Raw genomic sequence first — 20,306 nt, forward strand, 5'->3', positions numbered from 1 at the left:
TTCTCACGTTCACCTGCCTGCGTCAATGCAAGTTCGGAGATGGGAAATCACACTCCATCCACATTAGAGGATCCACGTGGATGGAGTGTGAGACAGGGCGCATGCAACAGTAGGAATAACCCGGACGCGCCCTGTGCTTCCAAGTATAGATGCCGCCAAACAGACCTTAAGCACGTACCCGCACGTACGTTGGCGTTAGCAAAAGGATCCAGCCATATGCAGTAGCGCAACGGACTCAAATTTCTTTAGTGAAGGGCGCGCCGCTACGAACCTGTTTTTCTCAGGGCCCTGCTCGTCTGCCAGCGATGGGAACAAGCTCAAGATTTCTTGGCGCTGGTCTTCGTCCATTCCAGAAAGAGAGTGATCGCTAGGTTGAAAGCTCTCGGTCCATACTCCGTGCGAAAGCACCAACTCATGCTTGTCAAACATGAAATGGATGTAGCTAACGTCCTGAGGTTGAACCTGTTCAACACCATCCAGTACAGGAAGAAACTTTGCTGCAACCAAGACCTCCAACTCTCCGAAAAGGAGTACGGTCTGCGCACTCAAACTCAAAAATCGGTGGTTTGGTGAAACCAAAAGGTCTTGATGGGGCAAGCAGTGATCTAGTGCCCCGCGCCTAACTAAGATTGGACAAAGCGCCGGGTTCCTCTCCAAGTCTTCCCTTTTTAAGTCCCTACGGCCAACCCAACAGATCTTCCGCACACCTCGGTCTCGAGTGAGGACTTCATCGCCCGGCTTTAGCTCCTCCACCAATCGATGACCTTGGGGAGTCGAAATCAGTGTTCCAGGAGTAAAGCAGGGAGCATGTCCCCCATTTTCGGGTGGGTCTATCTCGTAAGGCGGGCCACGATCGATTTCTGGCGGAGCGACATCGTCTTCCGGCGGAAGAATGTCGTAACCTGGCCCCCGATCGATTTCCGGCGGCCCTCGATCATCATCCGGCGGATCAACCTTATAAGGTGGTCCCCGATCGATTTCTTGCGGACCTCGATCGTCTTCCGGTCTATCGATCTCGTAGGGTGGACCTCGATCGATTGGATTAGGTTGGCCGCCTCGCTGAGTGTCAGAATGCTCTGCGTTTTCTCCATCTGTTTTCTCTGTTTCAGCAACCGAAGTTTCTTGGTTTTCCGAATTGTTGTTAGGAAAACGTCGATAAGAATCACCTCTGTCACCTGGGGAACGGCTCTCCAAAAATTTATTAAAAGTCCCCAGTCCTGGTCTTTTCATGTCTAGTAGCTTTCCATGGCTTAAATTTGATGTTCTGGACGCAAAGACCGATAGAGCCGGTTTTTTGTCCGGTCTTGGCAGCCAAGGAAATTCAAGTAGGGGAAGCTAAAGGCGATCCAGTACGCGCGGGTTAGTTACGCGTACTTACGCACTTCTCGGAATTGATTTGAGATTGTGAGAGTGGCATTCAGATGTAGGAAGGATTAGGTGCTGCATCGCTTTGGAGCGACACCAAGAGAGGAAGGAGATTTCATGGATCAGCTTTCCATCTACTTGCCTGGCATCCTGTTGGCGTATTCCATTTTTATCGTCGGGGTTGCCAGCCCGGGTCCCAATATTTTGGCAATCATCGGCACATCAATGAGCGTTGATCGCAAGTCTGGGATCTCGCTTGCGCTTGGAGTGGCGCTGGGATCTCTAACCTGGGGCATCCTCGCTGCATCCGGCCTCTCTGCGATACTTTCAAAATACGCGTCAGCCCTGCTTTTCATCAAGATCGCTGGTGGCATCTACCTTCTCTGGCTTGCTTACAAGTCCTTCAAGTCAGCAGCCTCCGCCCATGATTTGGATGTTAAGAAGCTTGGTCAAGAGGATCAGTCGCCACTTCGCTACGCTATTAGCGGGTATACAATTCAGATGACTAATCCGAAAGCTGCTCTTGCTTGGATTGCCACCATTTCACTGGGCCTTCAGCCTGGGTCCCCGCTCTGGGTTGCGGCTGCAATCGTACTAGGCATCTTTATCCTATCGACAGCAGTCCACACGCTCTATGCGATCGCCTTTTCAACATCGTTCATGGTGTCTGCTTACAGCCGCGCACGGCGATACATACAGACAACCTTGGGTGTGTTCTTTTCTGCCGCAGGGTTGAAGCTGCTAACAGACAGAAACTGAGTCAGCTAAGCGACGGAGACAAGGACCGAGTACCTTGCAGAAGCTCTGCGTTCAGAGTTCAAAGGCAATCCTGAAGCGTGTTAAGCCCTACAAGCGGGGTTTTGGCTGTCGGTGACCCAATACCCTACCGTGTTAAACCATCGGCAGCTCACATACCAAATCTGACTTTAGTTTTCGGCAATCCTTGCGGGAAGCCGCCATTCATTACACCGCCCACTAAGGTCAGCAAAGCGGGACAAAGCGACCATTGGCCTGAGTCGGAGCAATGTCGGCTATCGAGAATAGGGCATCTGAGCGACTGCAATTCTGACCGTTCAACAAACGGTCGTTAGTGGCAAGTAAAACTGTCAGCTTGTTACGGGCGATTTATTGAATGTCTGGTTGTAGGAGAACTTAACCGTGTGTTTAGGTCTAAGCTTGGCTTGCTCCCCCGCAGTTGCTGAATTATGGAACTACGCTCAGCTGCCGTAGCGGAGTTAGAGATGACGGACGTGCATAAGACAATCCAGACCTCTATCGAGAAGCTTCTAAATCTAGGCGTAAATTTCCGCCTACACCAATACCTATTTAATAGGCATGCAACAGAGTGGCGCGACCTCTCGGCAGAACTTCATGTGGGTTACCCCGTCAGTTCTCTAGGAATCATCGCAACGCCTACTAACATCAAGGGAGACCACTTTCTGCATGATGAGGAGCTAGTTGCACCTGAAGATATCGTCTACATGGTAGGCGACCCGATCTACGACGCCGCAATGGCTGCGTATGCCTTTACGATCGTCGAGTTGTGCGGTGATGAAGTTGCGATTTGTATAAAGTCGACGGCTACGAAACAGAGGGCGTGGCATACTGAAATCAAGCAGAACGATAGGCTCTCTATCAGCGATGCAGAGAACCAGAAGGCAAAGTTTGCCAAGCCTTTCGATGGCGACGTCAATTTGGTGACTGCAACGTCGGTTGTTCGGTTGGCGAGGATGAAGGCCGCCCGCAATGAGTTTGCCCACCAAGGCGATACGACGGTGGATTTTAACAAATTCTTAGAGGACGCGTTGGCCGTCCTTTGCCAAATCTATTTTTTGTGTCTGCCTGAGGAAACTCAGTTGAAGATTCATCCTTGGGAAGTCTGTTTTGATAAATGGAAAGACGGGAATTTTGAGTATATAGAAGAACCAGACTAAAGGTATCGGCGTCTATGCGAACGGAGACCTACTACCAATATCTACGTAGCAAAAACACTCCTTTTTGGCACAGCCTCAAATCACCTAAATTTACGCTGCCAAAAACCCCGTTCAAAACCTTGATAGTTGTTGATGGTTTTTGAGTGCGTGACGATAGCAGACATTCGTGGCGTTGCAGAATATCGGTAGTCTGGGCTCGCAGAAGTCCCTGGCAGCGTTCTGCGCCAAAGACCGCTTTGAGCTGGAGAGCAGCCTTACCCCCTTGCATCAACAACCGACCCGACTTCCGCTCAAAGTCACAAAGCGCTTACTGGGGATCGCTCCGCAACAAGTTAACCGGATCTGCCGATCCCGGCAGTGGCCGGGATACTGCAATGGCGAAGGGGTAGAAGCAGCGTGACTGCTACGAAGCGGAATGAGGATGCGCTTCAATGCTGGTGAATGCGCTCAGCCCTGATAGGCCCTGCGTTGGCGTGATCCCAAACAGAGTTGCTGCGGTCCTAGTCATATGTGCCGCATCTGAGAACCCTGCCTGTATGCCTGCAAGACCGATCTTCTCGCCATTAAACGCAGCATCAACTGCGTACATCATAGCCGCCCATATCTTGAACTTTCGGAAGGTCTGGCCCGTTGTCGACTTAAAGTGGCGCATTGCAAGCGTGCGCTCGAGCTGTAGCTCTTGTGCAAGGTCCAACTGAGACAGCCTTTCAAAAGGGTCTTTGTAAAGACGCTCTACGATCCGCATTACTCCGGCATCCGAAGGTATGTCGTCTCTGTTGAGCGTCTGACGATAACCTGCCAGAGCAATGTGGTCCCTCGCCTCAATTGCCTGAGGCAAATTCTGCCAGACATCGGGCAGATCTCCAAATTTGGGGGCATTCTCGTCCAGTTTAACGCCATCCAGATACACAATCTCCGCGCCCCCCTCTTGGATGACGACGCGATGCGGCACATCGGGTTTGATGCAGATCGCATGCGCTTCCGTTTGGTCGCTGTCATCGCCAACTAGAAGAGGCTCTCTGCGCCCGACAATGACGCATGTCATCAGGTTCTCATGCATCCCAAGTTCGCCTTTATCGAAGGAGAATTTGTGGTTGCGAAAAGCGGGGGCAACTGAAGACATAACCACTTCACCTAACTTTGCGGGCAACTTTGGCGCAATCCTGAGAATGCTGCAGCAAGGGGCAAATGTGAAGGACAGTACGAAGGGACTTGCACGTTTCTTCAAGAGAGGCGTCTGGAAGATGTGCTTAGTAAGGGCTTCTGGCTCCGACTATCTAATCCGAGGACATATGACACACATTTTCCGAAAGCTGGCCATTGCATTTGGTCTGCTAATTTTCTGCGGCGTGGTGGCTTGGCATACGCTGCCATCGCAGGTCGCAAAAGGTCTGATCGCCCTAAACAACGCCTCCGCAGGGCTGCGCTCCAAAGTGATTTCAACTGACGTTGGAGATATCCATTATTTGGAAGGCGGCCAAGGCGAAACGGTTTTGCTGGTACATGGCATTTATGCGCGCAAAGAACACTGGGTCGAAGTGGCCCGTGCCCTAACCAAAGACTACCGCATCATCGCCGTTGATCTGCCCGGGTTTGGGGACAACGCCCTGCGCGCAGACGACGACTATTTGTTTGATCAACAGCAGGCAAACTTACTGACCGTGATGCAGGCGCTTGAGCTGAAGGCTGTTCACGTTGGGGCAAACTCCATGGGGGCCTATGTTGCAGCGCTCCTGGCCGAAGAACATCCGGAACTAATCGCAAGCCTTTCCTTTATCGGCAGCCCACTTGGGGTCCCTACCCCAATACCAAGTGACATGGATAAGGCACGAGATCTCGGGATAACCCCACTGGTCGTTCAAACAACCGAAGACTTTGCTGAACGTAATGAGTGGCTGTCCCCCAATATTCCATATGTCCCGGGCCCGATCCTTCGGACTTGGGCGAAGGAAGAGGTGGCCCAGGCCGATCACAACGCCCGCATTTGGGATGTCGTGCATAGCAAGTCCGACGTGCCTACGGTCTTGGATCTTGCGCCGTCAATTGAGATGCCGACGCTGATAATCTGGTGTCAAGAAGACCGGATTTTTCATATCAGCGGCGCCGCAATACTCGATCGGAGTTTACCAGCCTCACATCTAGCTACGCTGAACAACTGTGGCCATGTTCCAATGTTGGATAAGCCCGATGCTGTAGCGTCAGAGTACCTCAAGTTCCTGTCGTCTTTTCCGGGTCCTGAGTAACAATAGCCGGCCTGTCGCCTTTGCGAGGTTCAGAGCACTCTGGCATCTCTGCGAGCGGCTGGTCGTCCGATCCCGTCAGTGGCCGGGATACTGCTCTAGTGTTGCGGGAGGAAATGACTTTTCGCGGCTCAGTTGGGTAAAATCTGCCAAACGAAGAACACAATGATTGGCTCTGAGGAGACTTGGATTCTGCTTACGGAATACACCGATCTTTCAAGAGAAGATGAGCTAAAATTGGTCCGTTGGCGCTGTTAGCACGTACCTTTTATACTCACGCTTTCTCGCTTTGTCGTCCTCTGCCTTTGAAACAAAGGCGGCCCTTTTCATGTACGTCCGAGGAGGTTGCGTGGGAGAAGATGCAACATGCAATGGGAGTTTAAACATGACCACTATTATGAACATCAAAACGATGTGGGATTCAGTCATGAATGAAAACAAGAACCCACTCAAAAACCAGCCCATTCCTACAGCCCACTTATTGATGCAAATGCTGGCTTGGATGTGGAGCGCAATATTCTCGCTCATGGTTGGCAGTTACTTTGTTTTTGGCGTAACAGCTGCGGCACATACACTGCTAATTTCCGGGCTTTTCATAACGATCCTAGTGTTCAAAAAGGCTGAAACGGCCAATTCGGTCGAATAGAACGCCAGAAAGCGCACACTCTTCAAAATGGCGCGGGTCCGGTGAAAATCTATCAGAGCAGACTAGGTTGTTAGAGTGTTTTGAAGCTCTGAGCGCCGAGTGTCTAAGGTACTGAAAATACGTATGATTGCAGCGAACAATTTTGATTTACCTTAGGAAGATGAAGTCCGATATGTATCTCGGTCTCAGCGCCTTCAGATCTGTAGTTGACTTTAGTTAGTTACTGAAACTCAGCAAGCCTCAGCGGGTGCATGTTGCGCCTGCCAAAAACTCTAATTTGCGTTACCTGGCTACCGCTATTGGTTAGCTTGAATGGTACGCAAGTTGGCTTACAAGCTGGTTACAGGTTTCTCTTAACCCGATTAGAATTTCCGAAGTAGTGGCTGCGCTGTTTACATCCGTTTTGGCTTTCACAAGCAATTCATCCGTTGCACCGAGCTCCCGGGCTTCGACCAAGTCTTTCTTTGCTTCGTTGCGCATATCTTTGGCGGCTGAGAAACCTCCGATGTAGCCAGCACATTTGGTAGCTGCCAGTTCGGCACCGGCCCACTGACGTGCCGCTTTCTCAGCAGGCGAAGCCGGCGGCTGTACGCATCCAGCCAAAACAAACACCAATGGGCACAAAAACGTAATTTTATTCATGCTATCCCCCTAGAGAGTTTCATTCCAAAATTTGTCCTGCGGAAGGTGACGGCTTTGAGCCAAAATCTGCAGTCCGTTTTCTTCGAGCGGTCACTAAGGCGAAACAGACTATCGGAAGCACCCAACCAGATAACACGTAGATCACCAGAGCCGCCCCTGAACCTCCGCCCAATGCGATTTGGACTTCTCCGCAGAGAATTCCGACACCGCCGCAGACAACCATTAAATATAGCCAAAGCAACAGTATACACACCTCTCTTCAACTCATCACCGATGGCCGAGGGCCTACCGGTTCTCTCATATGCAGAGAATAAGGGGAGCAATCTAAGTGCCGATCATGGCCGCCAAGACAGGCCTAGTCTGGACGTGGTAGGTAATACAGCTTGGGGAGTGTCCCCAGCTCCCGAAGCCAAGCTTTTGTCCATCTCTCCCCTCCAGGCGGTCATGATCGGTGCTTATGCTTTTCACATTCGCCGCAAGGGAGGCAGTACGTACACTGTGACGATGGAGTTAAAGACGCAGCTGCTAGCAACGCCTTAGGACTGAAATAGCCTTGCACGGGACCATAGATTGCTCCCCCTGCAACGTGCTTTGGTCAGCATTGCGGTTGGCGCGGATGGGCACCTTACGCACTTCGACGAAACTTACCGGTGTCGGCATTGCGCAAATAGCGACCTTTGCAAAGCTTGAGCGCTTTCCCAGAAACAGACATTGATGCAAAATCACGGCTCGTGACAGCTTGGAGCCAAGAGTCACCCTTAAATAAGACCCAATTGCTTTGCCATGGACAAGTCGTCGGTCAGACACCATTGTTCCTTAACGAGACCATTTTCCAAATGGTAAATTGAAATCTCGTCTATTTTCACGGTCCGATTGGTTGGTGCTAGCCCCAAAAAAGTACCGGTATGCGTGCCTGTTGAAACGTATCTGGTGACCACCTTTCCCGGAGCTTGCACCATATCCTCAACTTGCTCATGCCAATCCAAAAATGCGTTTCTGATCCGAAGGACAGCCTCCTCTACACCAGCACGACCTCGAAATTCGTTCTTTTCCCAGCCTTGGGGCATATGGGCAACGAAGTCTTCCGAATAGATTTTTGGAATTTTTCCGAGGTCACCTGAGTTCCAAAGGTTGTGCAACTCAGCGATCAGCGCACCATCAGTGGTTTCAATTGAATTTGTCATTTGCCGATAAGAGCAGAAACGTACACCTAGGCCAACGGTAGTTTCGTCCTCTTAGCAGACTTTGGTGCGAACCGCATCGAAAGTCCGATTCCCTCCCGAGGCGTAAATTGACCACGTCTGCTTTGGGCTGAGAGCAGCTGATGCCCACTTGCATCAACAACCGCCGAAGGCACCGTCAGTACATCCACAAATCCCCCCCTGCCCGCGTGAGCTCAGTTTGACCAACCGCCTCAACCCGGTCCCCGCACCACTTAAAATAGCGCGTACTGCCGATCGTCCCACAACAGGTCGAATTGGTCAGCAAATCCCGGCAGTGGCCGGGATACTTCTCTAGTAGTATGGGTGGATGCGGCGCGTTCAAATCCAGATGCGGTAAGGACCGCAAAGCCCGGCGCTAGTCCAGCTCAGTCCACGGCCAAGGCTTTACGTTGCTGGCAGCCGTTTGGAATCTTGCCGCCTTGGCTATCCAAACTCCCAAGTCGGTTCCAAAATCGGCCAACCGCTCATTGGGCTGCTGATTGTTGACCATCATGACAACAAACTGAACAATCGTCGCCACCCCTAGCACCGTTTGTGCAACTGAGATCATGATAGCGATCAGCACCATGAAAATGAAACGTTGGAGCATATTGTCTGGTTGCTCGGGTTCAATCTGTTCGCCATGCAGGCGGCCTTCAATCTTTGCTTCGTCGTCGTCCACAATCTCACCCCGTTTTACGATTGAGCCTATGCAATAAAATCCACCATCGGACTTTGGCAGCAAACAGCTGCATTACCAAGGCAGTGTAAAGACGCAGGGTGCATAAAAGTGCCAACAGCAACCGCCCAAAGCCTCCATTTATCGAGTAGTTCAAATGCTGCGGTGCGGCGGCTCAGACCCGACTTTCAAGAAAGATATGTAGTCTCCGCAACAAAGCTTGGTGGACGGAGAAGAGGAATGATGATCCTTCTTGCGAAGCAACCCCGAAGGGAGCATTCAATAATCCCGACGCTGGATTACTTTTCTGGCTACAAAATAGGAGGGTAAAAATTTGAAAAGGCCAGGTGATTTCAAACCAGCAGTCAAAAAGGCTCTTGCTGAGCGCGCGGGCTTCGTTTGTTCATTCCCAAGCTGTGGAGCGGCAACTATTGGACCCAGCGAAGAGTCGCCCATGAGCGGGGCTTCAACAGGTATGGCGTGCCATATCTTCGCTGCAGCCAACGGGCCTGCCGCTCGACGGGCTAAGCCAGAGGCAAGTGCTGCAAAATTAGGCTCTATCGATAATGGAATTTGGATGTGTTATCGGCATGGCAAGCTGATAGACACCGACGAATGTGCGTACACGCCAGAGTTACTTACAGATTGGCGCCGCCTCGCCGAGCGACGAGCTGCGCTTCGACATGAGCTTGGTCGGGAACCATTATCCGTGGACCTCTCGGTCGAACCAATGCCGACAGCAGAAATTGAGCTCAGTTCTCCGGAGTTTGTTGGCCAAATTTCTGAAACGCTCGAAGCCGGAGCGGTCGCGATTATTTGGGGCGATCAGAATGCGATGGCAGTACGAGACTTGATCATTGAGCTTGCTAGAAATGCACTAACCCACGGCTCCGCCCAAAAAGTAAAATTGGCGGTCAAAGCGCACACCATCGAGCTTTCAGACGATGGTTCCCCGTTTTCATTATCAGCACTGAAAGAAGTTGGGGTGCCGCGTGGCGGTGCATTGGCTCTTCAACAGGCCTTGCAGCTATCCCCTCAAGTCGAAGTCTCCTATCGCCGAAACAACGAGCAAAACATCGTCGATATTGGACACATAGGCGCAATCGACGAAATGCTGTCTTTAAACCCATGCTCAACCGTATTGGGTGTTGGCATGGAACGTGTGACGGAAGCGATGAATTTCATTGAAGTTCGCAAGGAATGTGGCACAGTTTTTCTTCGGCCTCATCTTGGCATTCTATCGTACAGTGATCTGTACAATATCTCCAACGGGATAAAGGCACGTAACCTTAAAGATCGCGATATCGTGCTGGTTATCGAGCCTCACTCAAAAGGTGTACGTAAGTTTATAGAATCCGAAATGCCCGAGGTTCGTATTATCGAAACGGCTTTGCGCAAATAGGGAAGCTGCTGACGTAATCGTTTCTTTGATCGACCGCTCTTAGTGCCTTCACTGAAGAGAAGAGATGATGTGGCACGTCCTGTCAGACAGGGCATTCCCTAAGAGACGCTGCGCCCAAATAGAGGTCAGCTATGCGCAGTAAGCTGACTTTGCAAAGGATCGGCGAGAACTCATTTTAGACACGATGGCAGAACTCTGGGTTATCATCAGTGGGGAAGCAAGCCACACGGCCCGGTTTTAGGGTGGGCATGGAATTCACAATTTTTGGTTGAAAAGTTCAATTTGCGAAAGCCATAGTATTTCGAAAATTATTATTGACAGACCAACCGGTTGGTAAACCCCAAAAGGACCTCAAAATGATCGAAGATACTCCTTTGGTTGATGCCGGACGCGACAAACTAGGCTTCAACGCAATTGCGCGCAATCTAGCATCTGCATTTCTCCAAAATGATCTCAGTACAGGTTTTGTTGTTGGCGTCGAGGGTGCTTGGGGTTCCGGTAAATCCTCGATTGTAAATTTGGCACTCGCAGAGCTTGCTGAAGACAATAAAGGTCCGAAAGTAATCAAGTTTACTCCTTGGTTGGTTGGAAATCGCAACGAATTATTAGCGCAGCTCTTTGCTCAACTAGAGCCAGTCATTCTCGAGCAGACTTCAGAGGCGGAAAAACTTGATACAAAGAAATTGCTTAGCAGTTATGCTGAGGCATCTTCTGGCTTAGCTGTGCTGGCCGATCTAGCCGAAATTGGTGGAGCGCCCTTTGCTGGAATGGTAGCTAAGTTCTTGCGGAAATCGGGTGAAAAAGCCCAAGAACAATCGCAAACTTCCCTAAACGACCTAAATCAGCGCCTTCGTGGAAAATTGAAACACCTCAAACGCCCTATTGTAGTGTTTGTGGATGATCTTGATCGTTTAGAGCCCTCAGAAGTAGTCGAAGTTCTACGCCTTGTGAAAGCCGTCGCAGACTTCCCAAATGTGGCATACATTCTGGCCTATGACCTCGACGTTCTGGCAGAAAGCGTCCAGCGGGCGCTCAACATTTCTGACGGAAAATCCCATCTTGAAAAGGTAGTACAGGCGTCATTTAGTGTCCCCAGGGCGATGAGCTTTGACTTGCGGAACTGGCTCCAGAGCGAGGTATCTAAACTCGTACTGCAATCTAGTTTAACCACCGAGTCCAGCAGTCGACTAGAACTGGCCTACCGACAATGGTCCGATGAGTATATTGAAACTCCTCGAGACGTTGTTCGCGTCGTCAATTCGTTAAAGCTCAACTTCGTTCCTGTAAAAGGCAAAGTCGATCCAGCGGACATGATTTTTCTCCAAATCATCCGAACAAAAAACAGCGCACTCTTCAATTGGATCGAGCGGTATGTTTCGGCTTTGTCAGCCGTTGGAGACTGGGGTTACATTGCGCCGGGCGTGCACGAGAGTTTTGGACGCGATCTTCTAAACATTATTGATAGAACTGGTGAGGAAGAACAGCGATTTGTGCGTGCCCTAGGGGACCATTTACCCGGAGTCGGCATATTTTCTCTGGTCAAAAGTCGCAAAGAGTTCAAGGTTTTTGACAGAATTGGCGAAAATGATTTGCAGGCTTTATTACCTCACAAGAGGCTGGCGAGCCCAAACCACTTCAGCTACTATTTTTCATTTTCATCACCATCTGGTGGCCTTGACGACAGCGAGGTTGAAGGCTTTTTGGCTGCTTGTGAGCGAGATCAGGAAAAGGCGGTCAGCGTGTTCAGAGAAATGATTGGCCAGAAGCGACCGCAGGGTGGCAGGCTCGCCGAAATTCTTCTAGACCTCATCGTCGCAAGGAGCTCAAGTGTTTCAACCTCTCAAGTGCAGGGGCTTTTTGTTGTTTTGGGCGAAGCGATTGATGAACTGATACCATTCGCTAAAACGGAATTTGGATATGCTGACTTTCTGAAGGCGCGGCGCGGTGAAATCTTCGGCCTGATTGATAGGGTCAAAGATGAAAAAATCAGAGGTGGAATGCTCCACAAACTGTTTTCCACGGCCAAATCTATCGCTTGGTTGTCTGGAATCATTCGTGAAACGACTTTTGCACACGGCAGCGGGCCAAAAAGTCCTGAGCCGAAGGAGACGTGGTTGTTGTCGGAAGCCGAATTTGAAAATTGCAAGGAAGCGTACGTGGCTCGACTGTGGAGCACGCCAGCTAAGGAACTCCTAGAAGTTCCCTATTTCTTAAACCTTATGTATGCTTGGTATCAACTCGGTGACAATGAAGGTCCTCGAAGGTGGATAAAAGAGAACACGGTCACTGACGATGACTTCTTGGTTGTTTTAAACGCGATGACCAGTTGGAGTTCTTCCTCAGACACTGGAGTCTCCTTTAACATCGAACCGAAAACACTCGAGTATTTCTTTGATGGCGTCATTGCTGTCGAAGAGAGACTAAAACTGATGTCTGAAAATGATAGACTGTCGGAGAATACAAGAGCATCTGTCGGAAAGCACCTAGCCACAATAGGAATGTGGCAGGCGTCCGAAGAAAGTTCCGCCAAAAAGTAGCGGGATTGCATGTCCGCTTTGGGCTAATTCTGTTGAAAAACACATGTTGTTTTTGGTGCCGACTGCTGATTCAATTCCTTTGTCAGTAATGGAGTTTGTTCGCGATGATGGGCCCACGTCAGGAAGCACAAGCCGCATTGTTTTACGATTTCTCGATTGAGGCTCATGTCCCAAGAGATCATGTTTTGCGGGCGATAGATGACGTCATTGACCTGTCCAGTGTTCGCGTCCATTTGACCAAGTTCTACAGTTCCACTGGTCGTCCTTCGGTTGATCCTGAATTGATGATACGAATGCTGCTGGTAGGATATGTCATGGGTATCCGCTCTGAGCGGCGGCTCTGTGAAGAGGTCCATTTGAACCTTGCGTATCGCTGGTTCTGCAAACTTGATCTGACGGACCCAATTCCGGATCACTCAACGTTTTCCAAGAACCGACATGGACGGTTCCGCGATAGCGATGTGCTGCGTCATGTGTTTGAGGCGGTGGTCGCGCAATGCATCAAATCCGGACTGGCGAGCGGTCAACGATACGCGGCCGATGCCAGCATCATTGCTGCTGACGCCAACCGTCAAAAGTCCACGCCGAAGATGGACTGGAATCCAGAGGCGATTGATCCCAATGAGGCGCCACGTGCCGTTCGAGAATATCTGGAAACACTTGATGATGCCGCATTTGGCGCAGCCAGTCCCGTTACGCCCAAGTTCGTCTCGCATTCAGATCCTGCAGCTCAGTGGACTGCCGCACGAGATGGGCCTGCATTTTTTGCATATTCAACAAACTATTTGATCGATACAGACAATGCCGTGATCCTGGACGTCGAGCCCACACGTTCTGTTCGCCAGGCTGAAGTGGGGGCCGTCAGAACCATGATTGACCGCGTGCACAAAGCCCACGATTTGCTGCCGGAACACCTAATCGCAGATACAGCGTATGGATCCGCTTCCATGCTGGATTGGCTGGTCGTGCAGCGGGGCATCGCACCGTATATCCCCGTAATCGACAAATCTGGGCGCAAGGATGGAACCTTTGAGCGTGCCGAATTCACCTTTGACGCCGAAAGCGATCTCTATATCTGCCCGAATGGAAAAGAGCTGAGAAAGCCACTGCGTGCATATGAAGCTGGAACGGCTGGGGCCAACAAGGATGAAACAGTGCGCTACCGCGCCCGCAAATTCGACTGTGATGCTTGTGATCTGAAAGAGCGTTGCTGTCCCAAGTCACCGCAGCGGAAAGTCACGCGATCTATCTACGAAACATCCCGAGATGTCGCCCGTGTTTTATCGCAAACTCAACAATATGCCATCTCATGCAAACTGCGCAAAAAGGTCGAGATGTCATTTGCCCACCTCAAACGCATCCACGGCTTGGGTCGACTTCGATTGCGTGGCCCATGTGGCGCCCACGACGAATTTATCCTCGCTGCAACCGCCCAAAACCTCAAAAAGCTAGCCAAGCTGGCACCAAAGACGAAACAAACCATAGCCGTAGCGTGAAACAGAGGCGAAAGCGCATTTTCCTTTGATCCAGTGCTGCAAAAACTCCGAGTTTTTCAACAGAATTGGCTGAGAACAGCCTTTACCCCCCTGCGTCGACAATCACCGCAAGCTCCTTCAACGCATCCACAAATCGCTCTCCTGCCCGCGTGAGCGCGGCCTCGACAACCGGCTCAGCCCGCCCCCTTACAACCTCAAACAACGCAAACTGCTGATCGCTTCGCAACTGCCCGACATACCCGCGCCAGCGCATCCAGTCGTTCACGGCGTCGCGGTGACGCTCGTCCTCGCTCCGCAAATCCGGCTTGTCGTCCTCCCGTGTTTCAAAGCGCTCGGGCATCATCTCGATCCTTGTTCCCTTCGCGTGAAGGCTCTTGCAGAAAACGACTTTGGCATAGCGCGCTTCGGTCGCCGTAAACGCCGCGTATACGCTCCAGAGCTTTGCGGCCTCCTCCTCGTCGCACGCGAGGTAAATGGCCCGTCCTGCGGCCTCTCCGAGTGCTTGGCTGCGCATGTTTTGCCGGTTCTGTACGGTGTCCTCCTGCCCCATCATTCGCGCTCGTGCAGACAGTACCGTGCGCTGCGGATCGCGTTCCTGGCTAATCTCTGCCATACGCGCCTTGCCCCGCTTTTTAGGGCGCGGTGTTGGCGCCAATCCTGGCAAGTCCAGCGGTTGCTTCTTGGACTTCCCGCGGCGATCACCCTTCCCCATTTTTGCGCGCTCCGTACTGCTCAGTTGCGATGTTGATCACCATCTGCTTGATCCAATCATCGTTGATTTCTTTTGGGTCGATTGCGGCGATGCCTTCCTTGTGCCAGAGCGCCACGCGGGCCTTGTCGCGGTTCTTCAGCAGCTGCGCGTGATCGCGTTCGTCTGGACCCTTGCTGTAGACCGTTGAGACCAGTCTCATTGCTCACCTCCAAATCTCTTCGGCTGGAATCCGACCTCGGCCATGATTTCCTTTGCGCGCTCCCTGCCGCAGCGCTCTCCTCGAGGGGCTTCCTGCTTGGGTGGCAAGCTCGCCACGTAGTCCCTGCCCCGCCATGCTTTGAGGATTTCTGAGATGTGCCCGGGGTTCGGCTTCTTCGACGGATTGCGTCGCCGCCAATCGCGCAGCGCTGCCCGCACCTGATCTTGCGGCCAGTCCTCGAGTTCGTCGCACCAATCGGCGAGAACAGCGCCCTTCATTTCCGGCGAAAGCGCTGCCTGCCAGTATCCCTGCATGATGATTTCAACCTCGAACGCGATCCGGGCCCGATGGTCTTCGACTTCGTGCGGCGATAGCGATTGCGTCAGACGTGGGGTCGGTGTTGGGAGTTTTGAAATTACTGCGGGAGCGTTGGTCATTGCCCTGCCCTTTTTCGTTGAAGTACCAATCGGCTTTGACGGACTGCCAGCCGCGTTCCTCGGCGAGTCCTAGGGCGTCAGAGGCGTCGCCACCTCTGGCCTCGATTTGGCGTAGCTGCTCGGCCAGTCGCTTGGCCGCCGTGACCGTGAGTGGTTTTTTGATCTTCCGGCGATAGGCGACGAAACTAGACACCGCATCGAGGCCAGCGAACCGCGTTAGCGCATCGCTGATCTTTTGCCCTTCACTATTCTTACTAAGTTCCTTGGATGGTTTACTTTGGTTTGGGTGACACACTGTCGTATCTTGGGGTGACACTCTGTCGGGGGTGGGGTGACAGTCTGTCGGGGGTACCGGTGACACACTGTCGGGGGTTCCCGTCATGGGGTGACACACCGTCGTATCTTGGGGTGACAGTCCGTCAGGGGTCTGGCCCATGGGGTGACAGCCTGTCGTATCTTGGGGCGACACACTGTCGGGGGTCACGACCATGGGGTGACACTCTGTCGGGGGTACGGGTGACACACCGTCAGGGGTCGAATTCCGCCCCTTCACCGATACGCCCCCTGCATTTGGACAGCTGGACACAACGCTCAGGCAAATTCGGTACTCGACAGTGAAGCCATTACGGTGTTTTCGCTTGCCGACTTCTTGGATGAAGCCAGCGTTTTCGAGTGCAGAGATTTGTCGCTGAACAGTCCGCTCAGTCGTCTCCAACTCTCTGGCCATTGTACCCTTCGCAGCCCATATCCCCTGCCCTTCGTCGCTGGCGATATCGCCCATCAACAGGATTACGGACTTGGCTGTCAGTCCGACGCCGAGGTTCTTGCTTCGAAGGAGTGAGGTGACGAGGTTGCTCATCTCTCCACCCAACGCCATTCCTGAGGCTCCAAGTCCTCAAACAGGCCCGGCGAAACAGCTTCCATTTCTGACGTCAGCTTGTGGTAAGTGGCCGTGGTCACACGCCCGCCTCCGGACAAAAAGTAGACCGGCCTATCAGTCGCGCTGTCGCCCACGGGAAGTGAGCAGAGCAGCGTTTCACCTTCCTTGAGGCGGCGCATAACCTCTTTCTGGATAACTGCCATCACCTCGCCTCCAGCCTGCCAAGGGCTATCGCAAGCCGCTTCCTGATTGATTTTGTTCTGGAAGACTTGGGTGCCACACACGGGCATTCATTGAGCGCTACGCGTAACCCATGCACTTCGGTCAACGGGATGCGTATTACGGCATACCCGTCTTCTGAAGTGAGTTTGGGGCGCAGCGGCTCAGACATTACGCCTTCAACTTCTCGATTGTGGAAAGCGCGGTCTCTCCAGCGTGAAGCATTTCTTCCACTTCAACACGAGCTTCTGCCATGGCTTTGGGGTCGCCGGTTTCGGCCGCAAGGATCAGCGCGTTTACAGCCTCACCGGCCTCTTTGCCGACTTCACCAGCAAGCCGCGTTATTGACTGCCCTTCCTTAGCGGCCACGCGGTCTTCGACTTCCTGGACGCGCAGTTTTGTAAACCGATAGTCGCCTGTCGCGTCTTCCAACGCGTAGACGTAGATCATCGGCACCGCAGCGAACCCGTTCTGGATCCGAGAGATCGTCCCCTTGGAGATATCATGCCCCAGCAACGCAGAAACCGTGGCGCAGGCTGCCTCTACCCCACCAGTCTTGTTGACGAGGCGGCGGAACATGTTGGCGTACAGAAGATCAGACATTTTAAAACCCGTTTTTGTTGGGGAGGGAGTGAAAGGAGCTCATGTTCCGGTCAGTGTTCATTTCCGACAGCCTGTCCTGCCGCCCGAGTTTCCTCGAGCGCGTTGCCACGTGTGACGGAAATTGAACGCATCCTGAACGCGCTGAGAGGACATGGAATGCCAGCTTCATCACACAAGATTTTCAAAGGGCCATACCAGTTGGCTGAAAACGCTCCACTGGTTCGTGCAAACCTCACAGAAGACTTGCTAACGTCCAGTGCGATAGCGATTTCATCTATGCCTAACGTGTTCGTAATCTGATGGACTATTTGACGTGTCATAATGCACGATTGACAAATTATTTGTCTTTAGTCAAGACAAACGAACTAACCTTATGGCAAGAAATTTGTCATGGTAGTTTTCCAGACATGGAAACTACAGAGAAACCCTATGGCGAGATTGCAAACAGGCTCCGGTGGCACCGCGAGCTTGAAGGCTTGACGCAAAATGAATACGCCAAAAGCATTGGCGTGAAGCGCGCGACGCTCAACAACTGGGAGAGCGGAGACTACAGATTGTCTCTGGATGGAGCAATCGCACTAAGAAGGACCTACGGCCTGTCGATCGACTTTATGATCGAAGGAGACGATGACGCATTGTCGATGACTTTACGAAAAGCATGGCGCGAAAGATCATTAGTCAACTCCTCTGGATAGTTAGTAGAACTCAACCGTTGAGCGCACACCTAACAAAAAGACAGACCAACACACCCTGGCCAGCGACAGCACCAAGCTTTGCTTGAAAAGCTTTGGTGCCTGCGAACTTCTAAGATCGCGAACCTAGCGCCTTTCTTCAAAGCGCAAAGGACTTAGACCTATCCAACGCCACTGCGCGTCTTGAACATCCATAAGTTCGCTTACAAAGAAAAACCTACTTCGCCCGAATTCAAATTAGCTAGGCCTGAGCCCAGTCATTGAAGTACGTACATGTGTCTAACGACCGTGAAATATTGACAGAAACGCCTAAACATAACTGTAGACGCCGATCTCAGCGCACAGGGCTCCCAGAATACTGAGCTCCATTTCCGACTTCAGCGTCAGCCTCACATCGACTGCATGGATAAGAAGGGGGCTACGCAACTCAAATCCGGTTTCGTGACTACCAATCCTTTGCCGGTAGCGGATTCTTCCGCCTTCGCACAGGCAAGCAATTAGTCAAAGCTTGAGCGTTTAACTTCAAAGTTCACGTCCCTGCGCTTTGCAGCAGCCACAAAGCACGATGTGTGACAAATTATTTGTCATACAGGTATTGTAATGACAAATAATTTGTCTTATCTCTTATTCATCGGAGGAAGAGATATGCAGTATCAATCGATCAAAACACCATCTTGGACCAACGCCGAAATCGAGGTCGATGTGACCGATATCTGGGTCGAAGAATGCGATCCGGAAAACGAAAACGGCGAAGAAGTCATTGCCTACCTCTCCACCAACACCAGCGGCTTCATCACCGTCGATGGCATCAGCATCGATGATGGCGTGACCAAGATCTACCGATCCCGCGAGTGGACGGAAAAGATGATCGGCTTCGACGCAATCAACCGCATTGAGGAAAGCGAGCAAGAGGCTGCGTAAGCCCTGCCCGCTCCAGTTTTGAAGGAACGAATTATGACATCCAACATCTTGAGCAAATCAGATCGCCGCCCAGCCCCAAACATGGGGCCGCTGTATGCAGCACTTGCAAAAGCGCAGGGTGAATTCCCCGAAATCCCAAAGAACAAGACAGGCCACGGATACAAGTACGCAGACATCGCCGACATTCTCCGCGCTGTCCGCCCCATTCTCTCAAAGAACGGGCTTTCGATATTTCAGTCGATCGCGGGTGACAAACTGGAAACCACCCTCGCCCATGAGACCGGCGCAACGCTCGTCAGCCGCTACCCTCTTGTTCAAGACGGTACAGGTCGCATGAACAACATCCAGAAGATCGGAGCCGCCCTGACCTACGCGCGCCGATACTCATTAACCGCGCTGCTTGGTGTTGCTGCAGACGAAGATGTCGATGCAGACGACATGAGTGTCACTGGCCGCAACGAAGGCCGCACAATCTCGAATGGTCTCAAGGACGCTTGGATCGATGGGGTATTGGACAACTTGCCGGACGACGCGACCGACGCTGAGAAAGCCGACGCTTTTGCCTCGCAGATCATTGCCGACATGCGCGGGATGAAAACCGCGAAAGGCGTCAACAACATCTGGAACAAACGCGAGCAGATCATTGAGGCCTTGGACAAGAAGCACAACCACCTGTTCCAAGATGTTTTCGACTGCTTCCAAAGCTGCATGGCTTCCTATGAGGCGGAGGCTGCCTGACGCGGGTCACGGTTCAAAACCCGCTCCAGACGAAAAATTATAATCCCGTTTTAAGGTTTAAAGTCATGACTTTAGAAAGCATGCCTAAAGCAGTTGATGAATACCTCTCGCGCGAGGAAGCGGCCATGAAATCCCCGCAGGGAGCCAATCATGCCGCGCTCTTTGAGGAGGTCGGAACAGCCTTCGGAATTGATCCAGACGACCTGTCAAACGCGGTCCTTGAACGAACAATTTTGGGAGCAAACTAATGAGCCAGCACCCACTAAACCTGCGTCCTGCCAGCATGGTCATCGAAGGTGAGGAATGGGTTCCCAAAACCTATGCCGACGCCCTTGCCGACAAACTGCGCGAACAACAACGCAGCCGCGCCAGCCACAACCAACAGTTTGCCGAGATCAATGACCTGTGGGCCAATCTCCCCCATCACCAAGCAAGCGCACCCTACGCAAAAAGCGCCGACGCGTTTCGCAAGCACGGCCTGATCGCTACCGGTTATTGCGACACAGAGACCATCGTTTTTGAAAGCAAGGCGGCAGCATGTGCAGCCGCACCGGTGATCGCCAACCTAGCGCGCAAGGCGCATGGCTACGCCCTCGTCATTGTACGCAAAAACTTCGTTATCTGCTCCACTCCACACAGCCAAAGCTACAAGGCCATGGGCAAGGAGCGCTTTCAGGCGAGCAAGCAAGCCGTACTGGATTGGGGTCACAGCATTCTCGGGGTGGCGGCATGAGCAATCTTTGTGGCCGTCCAATCTACCTG

Annotated in this window: 23 protein-coding genes; 12 read left to right on the forward strand and 11 right to left on the reverse strand. The window is 52.1% G+C overall.

Features of this window, described 5'->3' with window-relative positions:
• Nucleotides 1-195: 195 nt before the first annotated feature.
• Nucleotides 196-1,230 (reverse strand): Hint domain-containing protein, encoded by a 1,035-nt coding sequence (locus tag QOL67_RS21435; RefSeq protein WP_283428038.1) that lies wholly within the window; start codon nucleotides 1,228-1,230, stop codon nucleotides 196-198.
• Nucleotides 1,231-1,482: 252 nt separating this feature from the next.
• Between QOL67_RS21435 and QOL67_RS21440 the strand changes: the two genes are divergently transcribed.
• Nucleotides 1,483-2,124 carry a LysE family translocator gene (locus QOL67_RS21440; protein WP_283428039.1) on the forward strand — a complete coding sequence of 214 codons (642 nt, stop codon included), beginning with the start codon at nucleotides 1,483-1,485 and terminating at the stop codon, nucleotides 2,122-2,124.
• A 482-nt stretch (nucleotides 2,125-2,606) separates the two neighbouring features.
• Nucleotides 2,607-3,299, forward strand: coding sequence for a hypothetical protein (locus QOL67_RS21445; RefSeq protein WP_283428040.1), 693 nt, complete (start codon nucleotides 2,607-2,609; stop codon nucleotides 3,297-3,299).
• Nucleotides 3,300-3,702: 403 nt separating this feature from the next.
• On the opposite strand, the gene QOL67_RS21450 is transcribed toward QOL67_RS21445, so the two are convergent.
• Entirely contained in the window at nucleotides 3,703-4,527 is an 825-nt protein-coding gene (locus QOL67_RS21450) for an AraC family transcriptional regulator (RefSeq protein ID WP_283428041.1), read from the reverse strand.
• A gap of 64 nt (nucleotides 4,528-4,591) precedes the next feature.
• Here QOL67_RS21450 and QOL67_RS21455 point away from each other — a divergent pair, with 64 nt between their 5' ends.
• Entirely contained in the window at nucleotides 4,592-5,542 is a 951-nt protein-coding gene (locus QOL67_RS21455) for an alpha/beta fold hydrolase (RefSeq protein ID WP_283428042.1), read from the forward strand.
• A gap of 382 nt (nucleotides 5,543-5,924) precedes the next feature.
• Nucleotides 5,925-6,185 carry a hypothetical protein gene (locus QOL67_RS21460; protein WP_283428043.1) on the forward strand — a complete coding sequence of 87 codons (261 nt, stop codon included), beginning with the start codon at nucleotides 5,925-5,927 and terminating at the stop codon, nucleotides 6,183-6,185.
• Nucleotides 6,186-6,488: 303 nt separating this feature from the next.
• Here the strand turns inward: QOL67_RS21460 and QOL67_RS21465 are convergent, their stop codons facing one another.
• The 3 genes from QOL67_RS21465 to QOL67_RS21475 all read right to left on the reverse strand — a co-directional run bounded on the left by QOL67_RS21465 (nucleotide 6,489) and on the right by QOL67_RS21475 (nucleotide 8,711).
• Nucleotides 6,489-6,827, reverse strand: a complete 339-nt coding sequence (locus QOL67_RS21465) for a hypothetical protein (RefSeq protein ID WP_283428044.1) — start codon at nucleotides 6,825-6,827, stop codon at nucleotides 6,489-6,491.
• Nucleotides 6,828-7,585: 758 nt separating this feature from the next.
• Entirely contained in the window at nucleotides 7,586-8,011 is a 426-nt protein-coding gene (locus tag QOL67_RS21470; RefSeq protein WP_283428045.1) for an ester cyclase, read from the reverse strand.
• A gap of 394 nt (nucleotides 8,012-8,405) precedes the next feature.
• Nucleotides 8,406-8,711 carry a DUF4389 domain-containing protein gene (locus QOL67_RS21475; protein ID WP_283428046.1) on the reverse strand — a complete coding sequence of 102 codons (306 nt, stop codon included), beginning with the start codon at nucleotides 8,709-8,711 and terminating at the stop codon, nucleotides 8,406-8,408.
• A gap of 451 nt (nucleotides 8,712-9,162) precedes the next feature.
• Between QOL67_RS21475 and QOL67_RS21480 the strand changes: the two genes are divergently transcribed.
• The 3 genes from QOL67_RS21480 to QOL67_RS21490 all read left to right on the forward strand — a co-directional run bounded on the left by QOL67_RS21480 (nucleotide 9,163) and on the right by QOL67_RS21490 (nucleotide 14,143).
• Entirely contained in the window at nucleotides 9,163-10,110 is a 948-nt protein-coding gene (locus QOL67_RS21480; RefSeq protein ID WP_283428047.1) for a hypothetical protein, read from the forward strand.
• A 356-nt stretch (nucleotides 10,111-10,466) separates the two neighbouring features.
• Complete coding sequence (locus tag QOL67_RS21485) at nucleotides 10,467-12,647, forward strand: KAP family P-loop NTPase fold protein (RefSeq protein WP_283428048.1); 2,181 nt, start codon at nucleotides 10,467-10,469, stop codon at nucleotides 12,645-12,647.
• A 104-nt stretch (nucleotides 12,648-12,751) separates the two neighbouring features.
• Nucleotides 12,752-14,143, forward strand: a complete 1,392-nt coding sequence (locus QOL67_RS21490) for an IS1182 family transposase (protein WP_283428049.1) — start codon at nucleotides 12,752-12,754, stop codon at nucleotides 14,141-14,143.
• 82 nt (nucleotides 14,144-14,225) lie between these two features.
• On the opposite strand, the gene QOL67_RS21495 is transcribed toward QOL67_RS21490, so the two are convergent.
• The 6 genes from QOL67_RS21495 to QOL67_RS21515 all read right to left on the reverse strand — a co-directional run bounded on the left by QOL67_RS21495 (nucleotide 14,226) and on the right by QOL67_RS21515 (nucleotide 17,193).
• Nucleotides 14,226-14,855, reverse strand: coding sequence for a hypothetical protein (locus tag QOL67_RS21495; RefSeq protein WP_283428050.1), 630 nt, complete (start codon nucleotides 14,853-14,855; stop codon nucleotides 14,226-14,228).
• Nucleotides 14,842-15,054 (reverse strand): hypothetical protein, encoded by a 213-nt coding sequence (locus QOL67_RS21500; protein ID WP_283428051.1) that lies wholly within the window; start codon nucleotides 15,052-15,054, stop codon nucleotides 14,842-14,844. Before QOL67_RS21500 ends, QOL67_RS21495 begins: the two co-directional genes overlap by 14 nt.
• Complete coding sequence (locus tag QOL67_RS21505; RefSeq protein ID WP_283428052.1) at nucleotides 15,051-15,491, reverse strand: hypothetical protein; 441 nt, start codon at nucleotides 15,489-15,491, stop codon at nucleotides 15,051-15,053. Before QOL67_RS21505 ends, QOL67_RS21500 begins: the two co-directional genes overlap by 4 nt.
• A complete protein-coding gene (locus QOL67_RS22135) occupies nucleotides 15,376-16,368 on the reverse strand; it encodes a hypothetical protein (RefSeq protein WP_488153902.1) in 993 nt (330 codons plus the stop codon). Before QOL67_RS22135 ends, QOL67_RS21505 begins: the two co-directional genes overlap by 116 nt.
• Nucleotides 16,347-16,574, reverse strand: a complete 228-nt coding sequence (locus QOL67_RS21510; RefSeq protein ID WP_283428053.1) for a hypothetical protein — start codon at nucleotides 16,572-16,574, stop codon at nucleotides 16,347-16,349. Before QOL67_RS21510 ends, QOL67_RS22135 begins: the two co-directional genes overlap by 22 nt.
• Before the next feature lie 187 nt (nucleotides 16,575-16,761).
• Nucleotides 16,762-17,193 (reverse strand): hypothetical protein, encoded by a 432-nt coding sequence (locus QOL67_RS21515; protein WP_283428054.1) that lies wholly within the window; start codon nucleotides 17,191-17,193, stop codon nucleotides 16,762-16,764.
• Nucleotides 17,194-17,600: 407 nt separating this feature from the next.
• Between QOL67_RS21515 and QOL67_RS21520 the strand changes: the two genes are divergently transcribed.
• From QOL67_RS21520 to QOL67_RS21540, 5 genes are all read left to right on the forward strand, one after another.
• On the forward strand, nucleotides 17,601-17,888 hold the full coding sequence (locus QOL67_RS21520; protein WP_283428055.1) for a helix-turn-helix transcriptional regulator: 288 nt from the start codon (nucleotides 17,601-17,603) through the stop codon (nucleotides 17,886-17,888).
• Between the two features lie 642 nt (nucleotides 17,889-18,530).
• Nucleotides 18,531-18,806, forward strand: coding sequence for a hypothetical protein (locus tag QOL67_RS21525; RefSeq protein WP_283428056.1), 276 nt, complete (start codon nucleotides 18,531-18,533; stop codon nucleotides 18,804-18,806).
• 33 nt (nucleotides 18,807-18,839) lie between these two features.
• The gene (locus QOL67_RS21530; protein WP_283428057.1) at nucleotides 18,840-19,544 is read left to right on the forward strand and encodes an ERF family protein; all 705 of its coding nucleotides are present in this window, start codon (nucleotides 18,840-18,842) and stop codon (nucleotides 19,542-19,544) included.
• 65 nt (nucleotides 19,545-19,609) lie between these two features.
• Entirely contained in the window at nucleotides 19,610-19,792 is a 183-nt protein-coding gene (locus QOL67_RS21535; RefSeq protein WP_283428058.1) for a hypothetical protein, read from the forward strand.
• Entirely contained in the window at nucleotides 19,792-20,277 is a 486-nt protein-coding gene (locus QOL67_RS21540; RefSeq protein WP_283428059.1) for a hypothetical protein, read from the forward strand. The genes QOL67_RS21535 and QOL67_RS21540 overlap by 1 nt, the downstream gene beginning before the upstream one ends.
• Nucleotides 20,278-20,306 lie beyond the last annotated feature (29 nt).

Source organism: Shimia sagamensis (assembly GCF_900182745.1).
GTDB classification, from domain to species: domain Bacteria; phylum Pseudomonadota; class Alphaproteobacteria; order Rhodobacterales; family Rhodobacteraceae; genus Shimia; species Shimia sagamensis.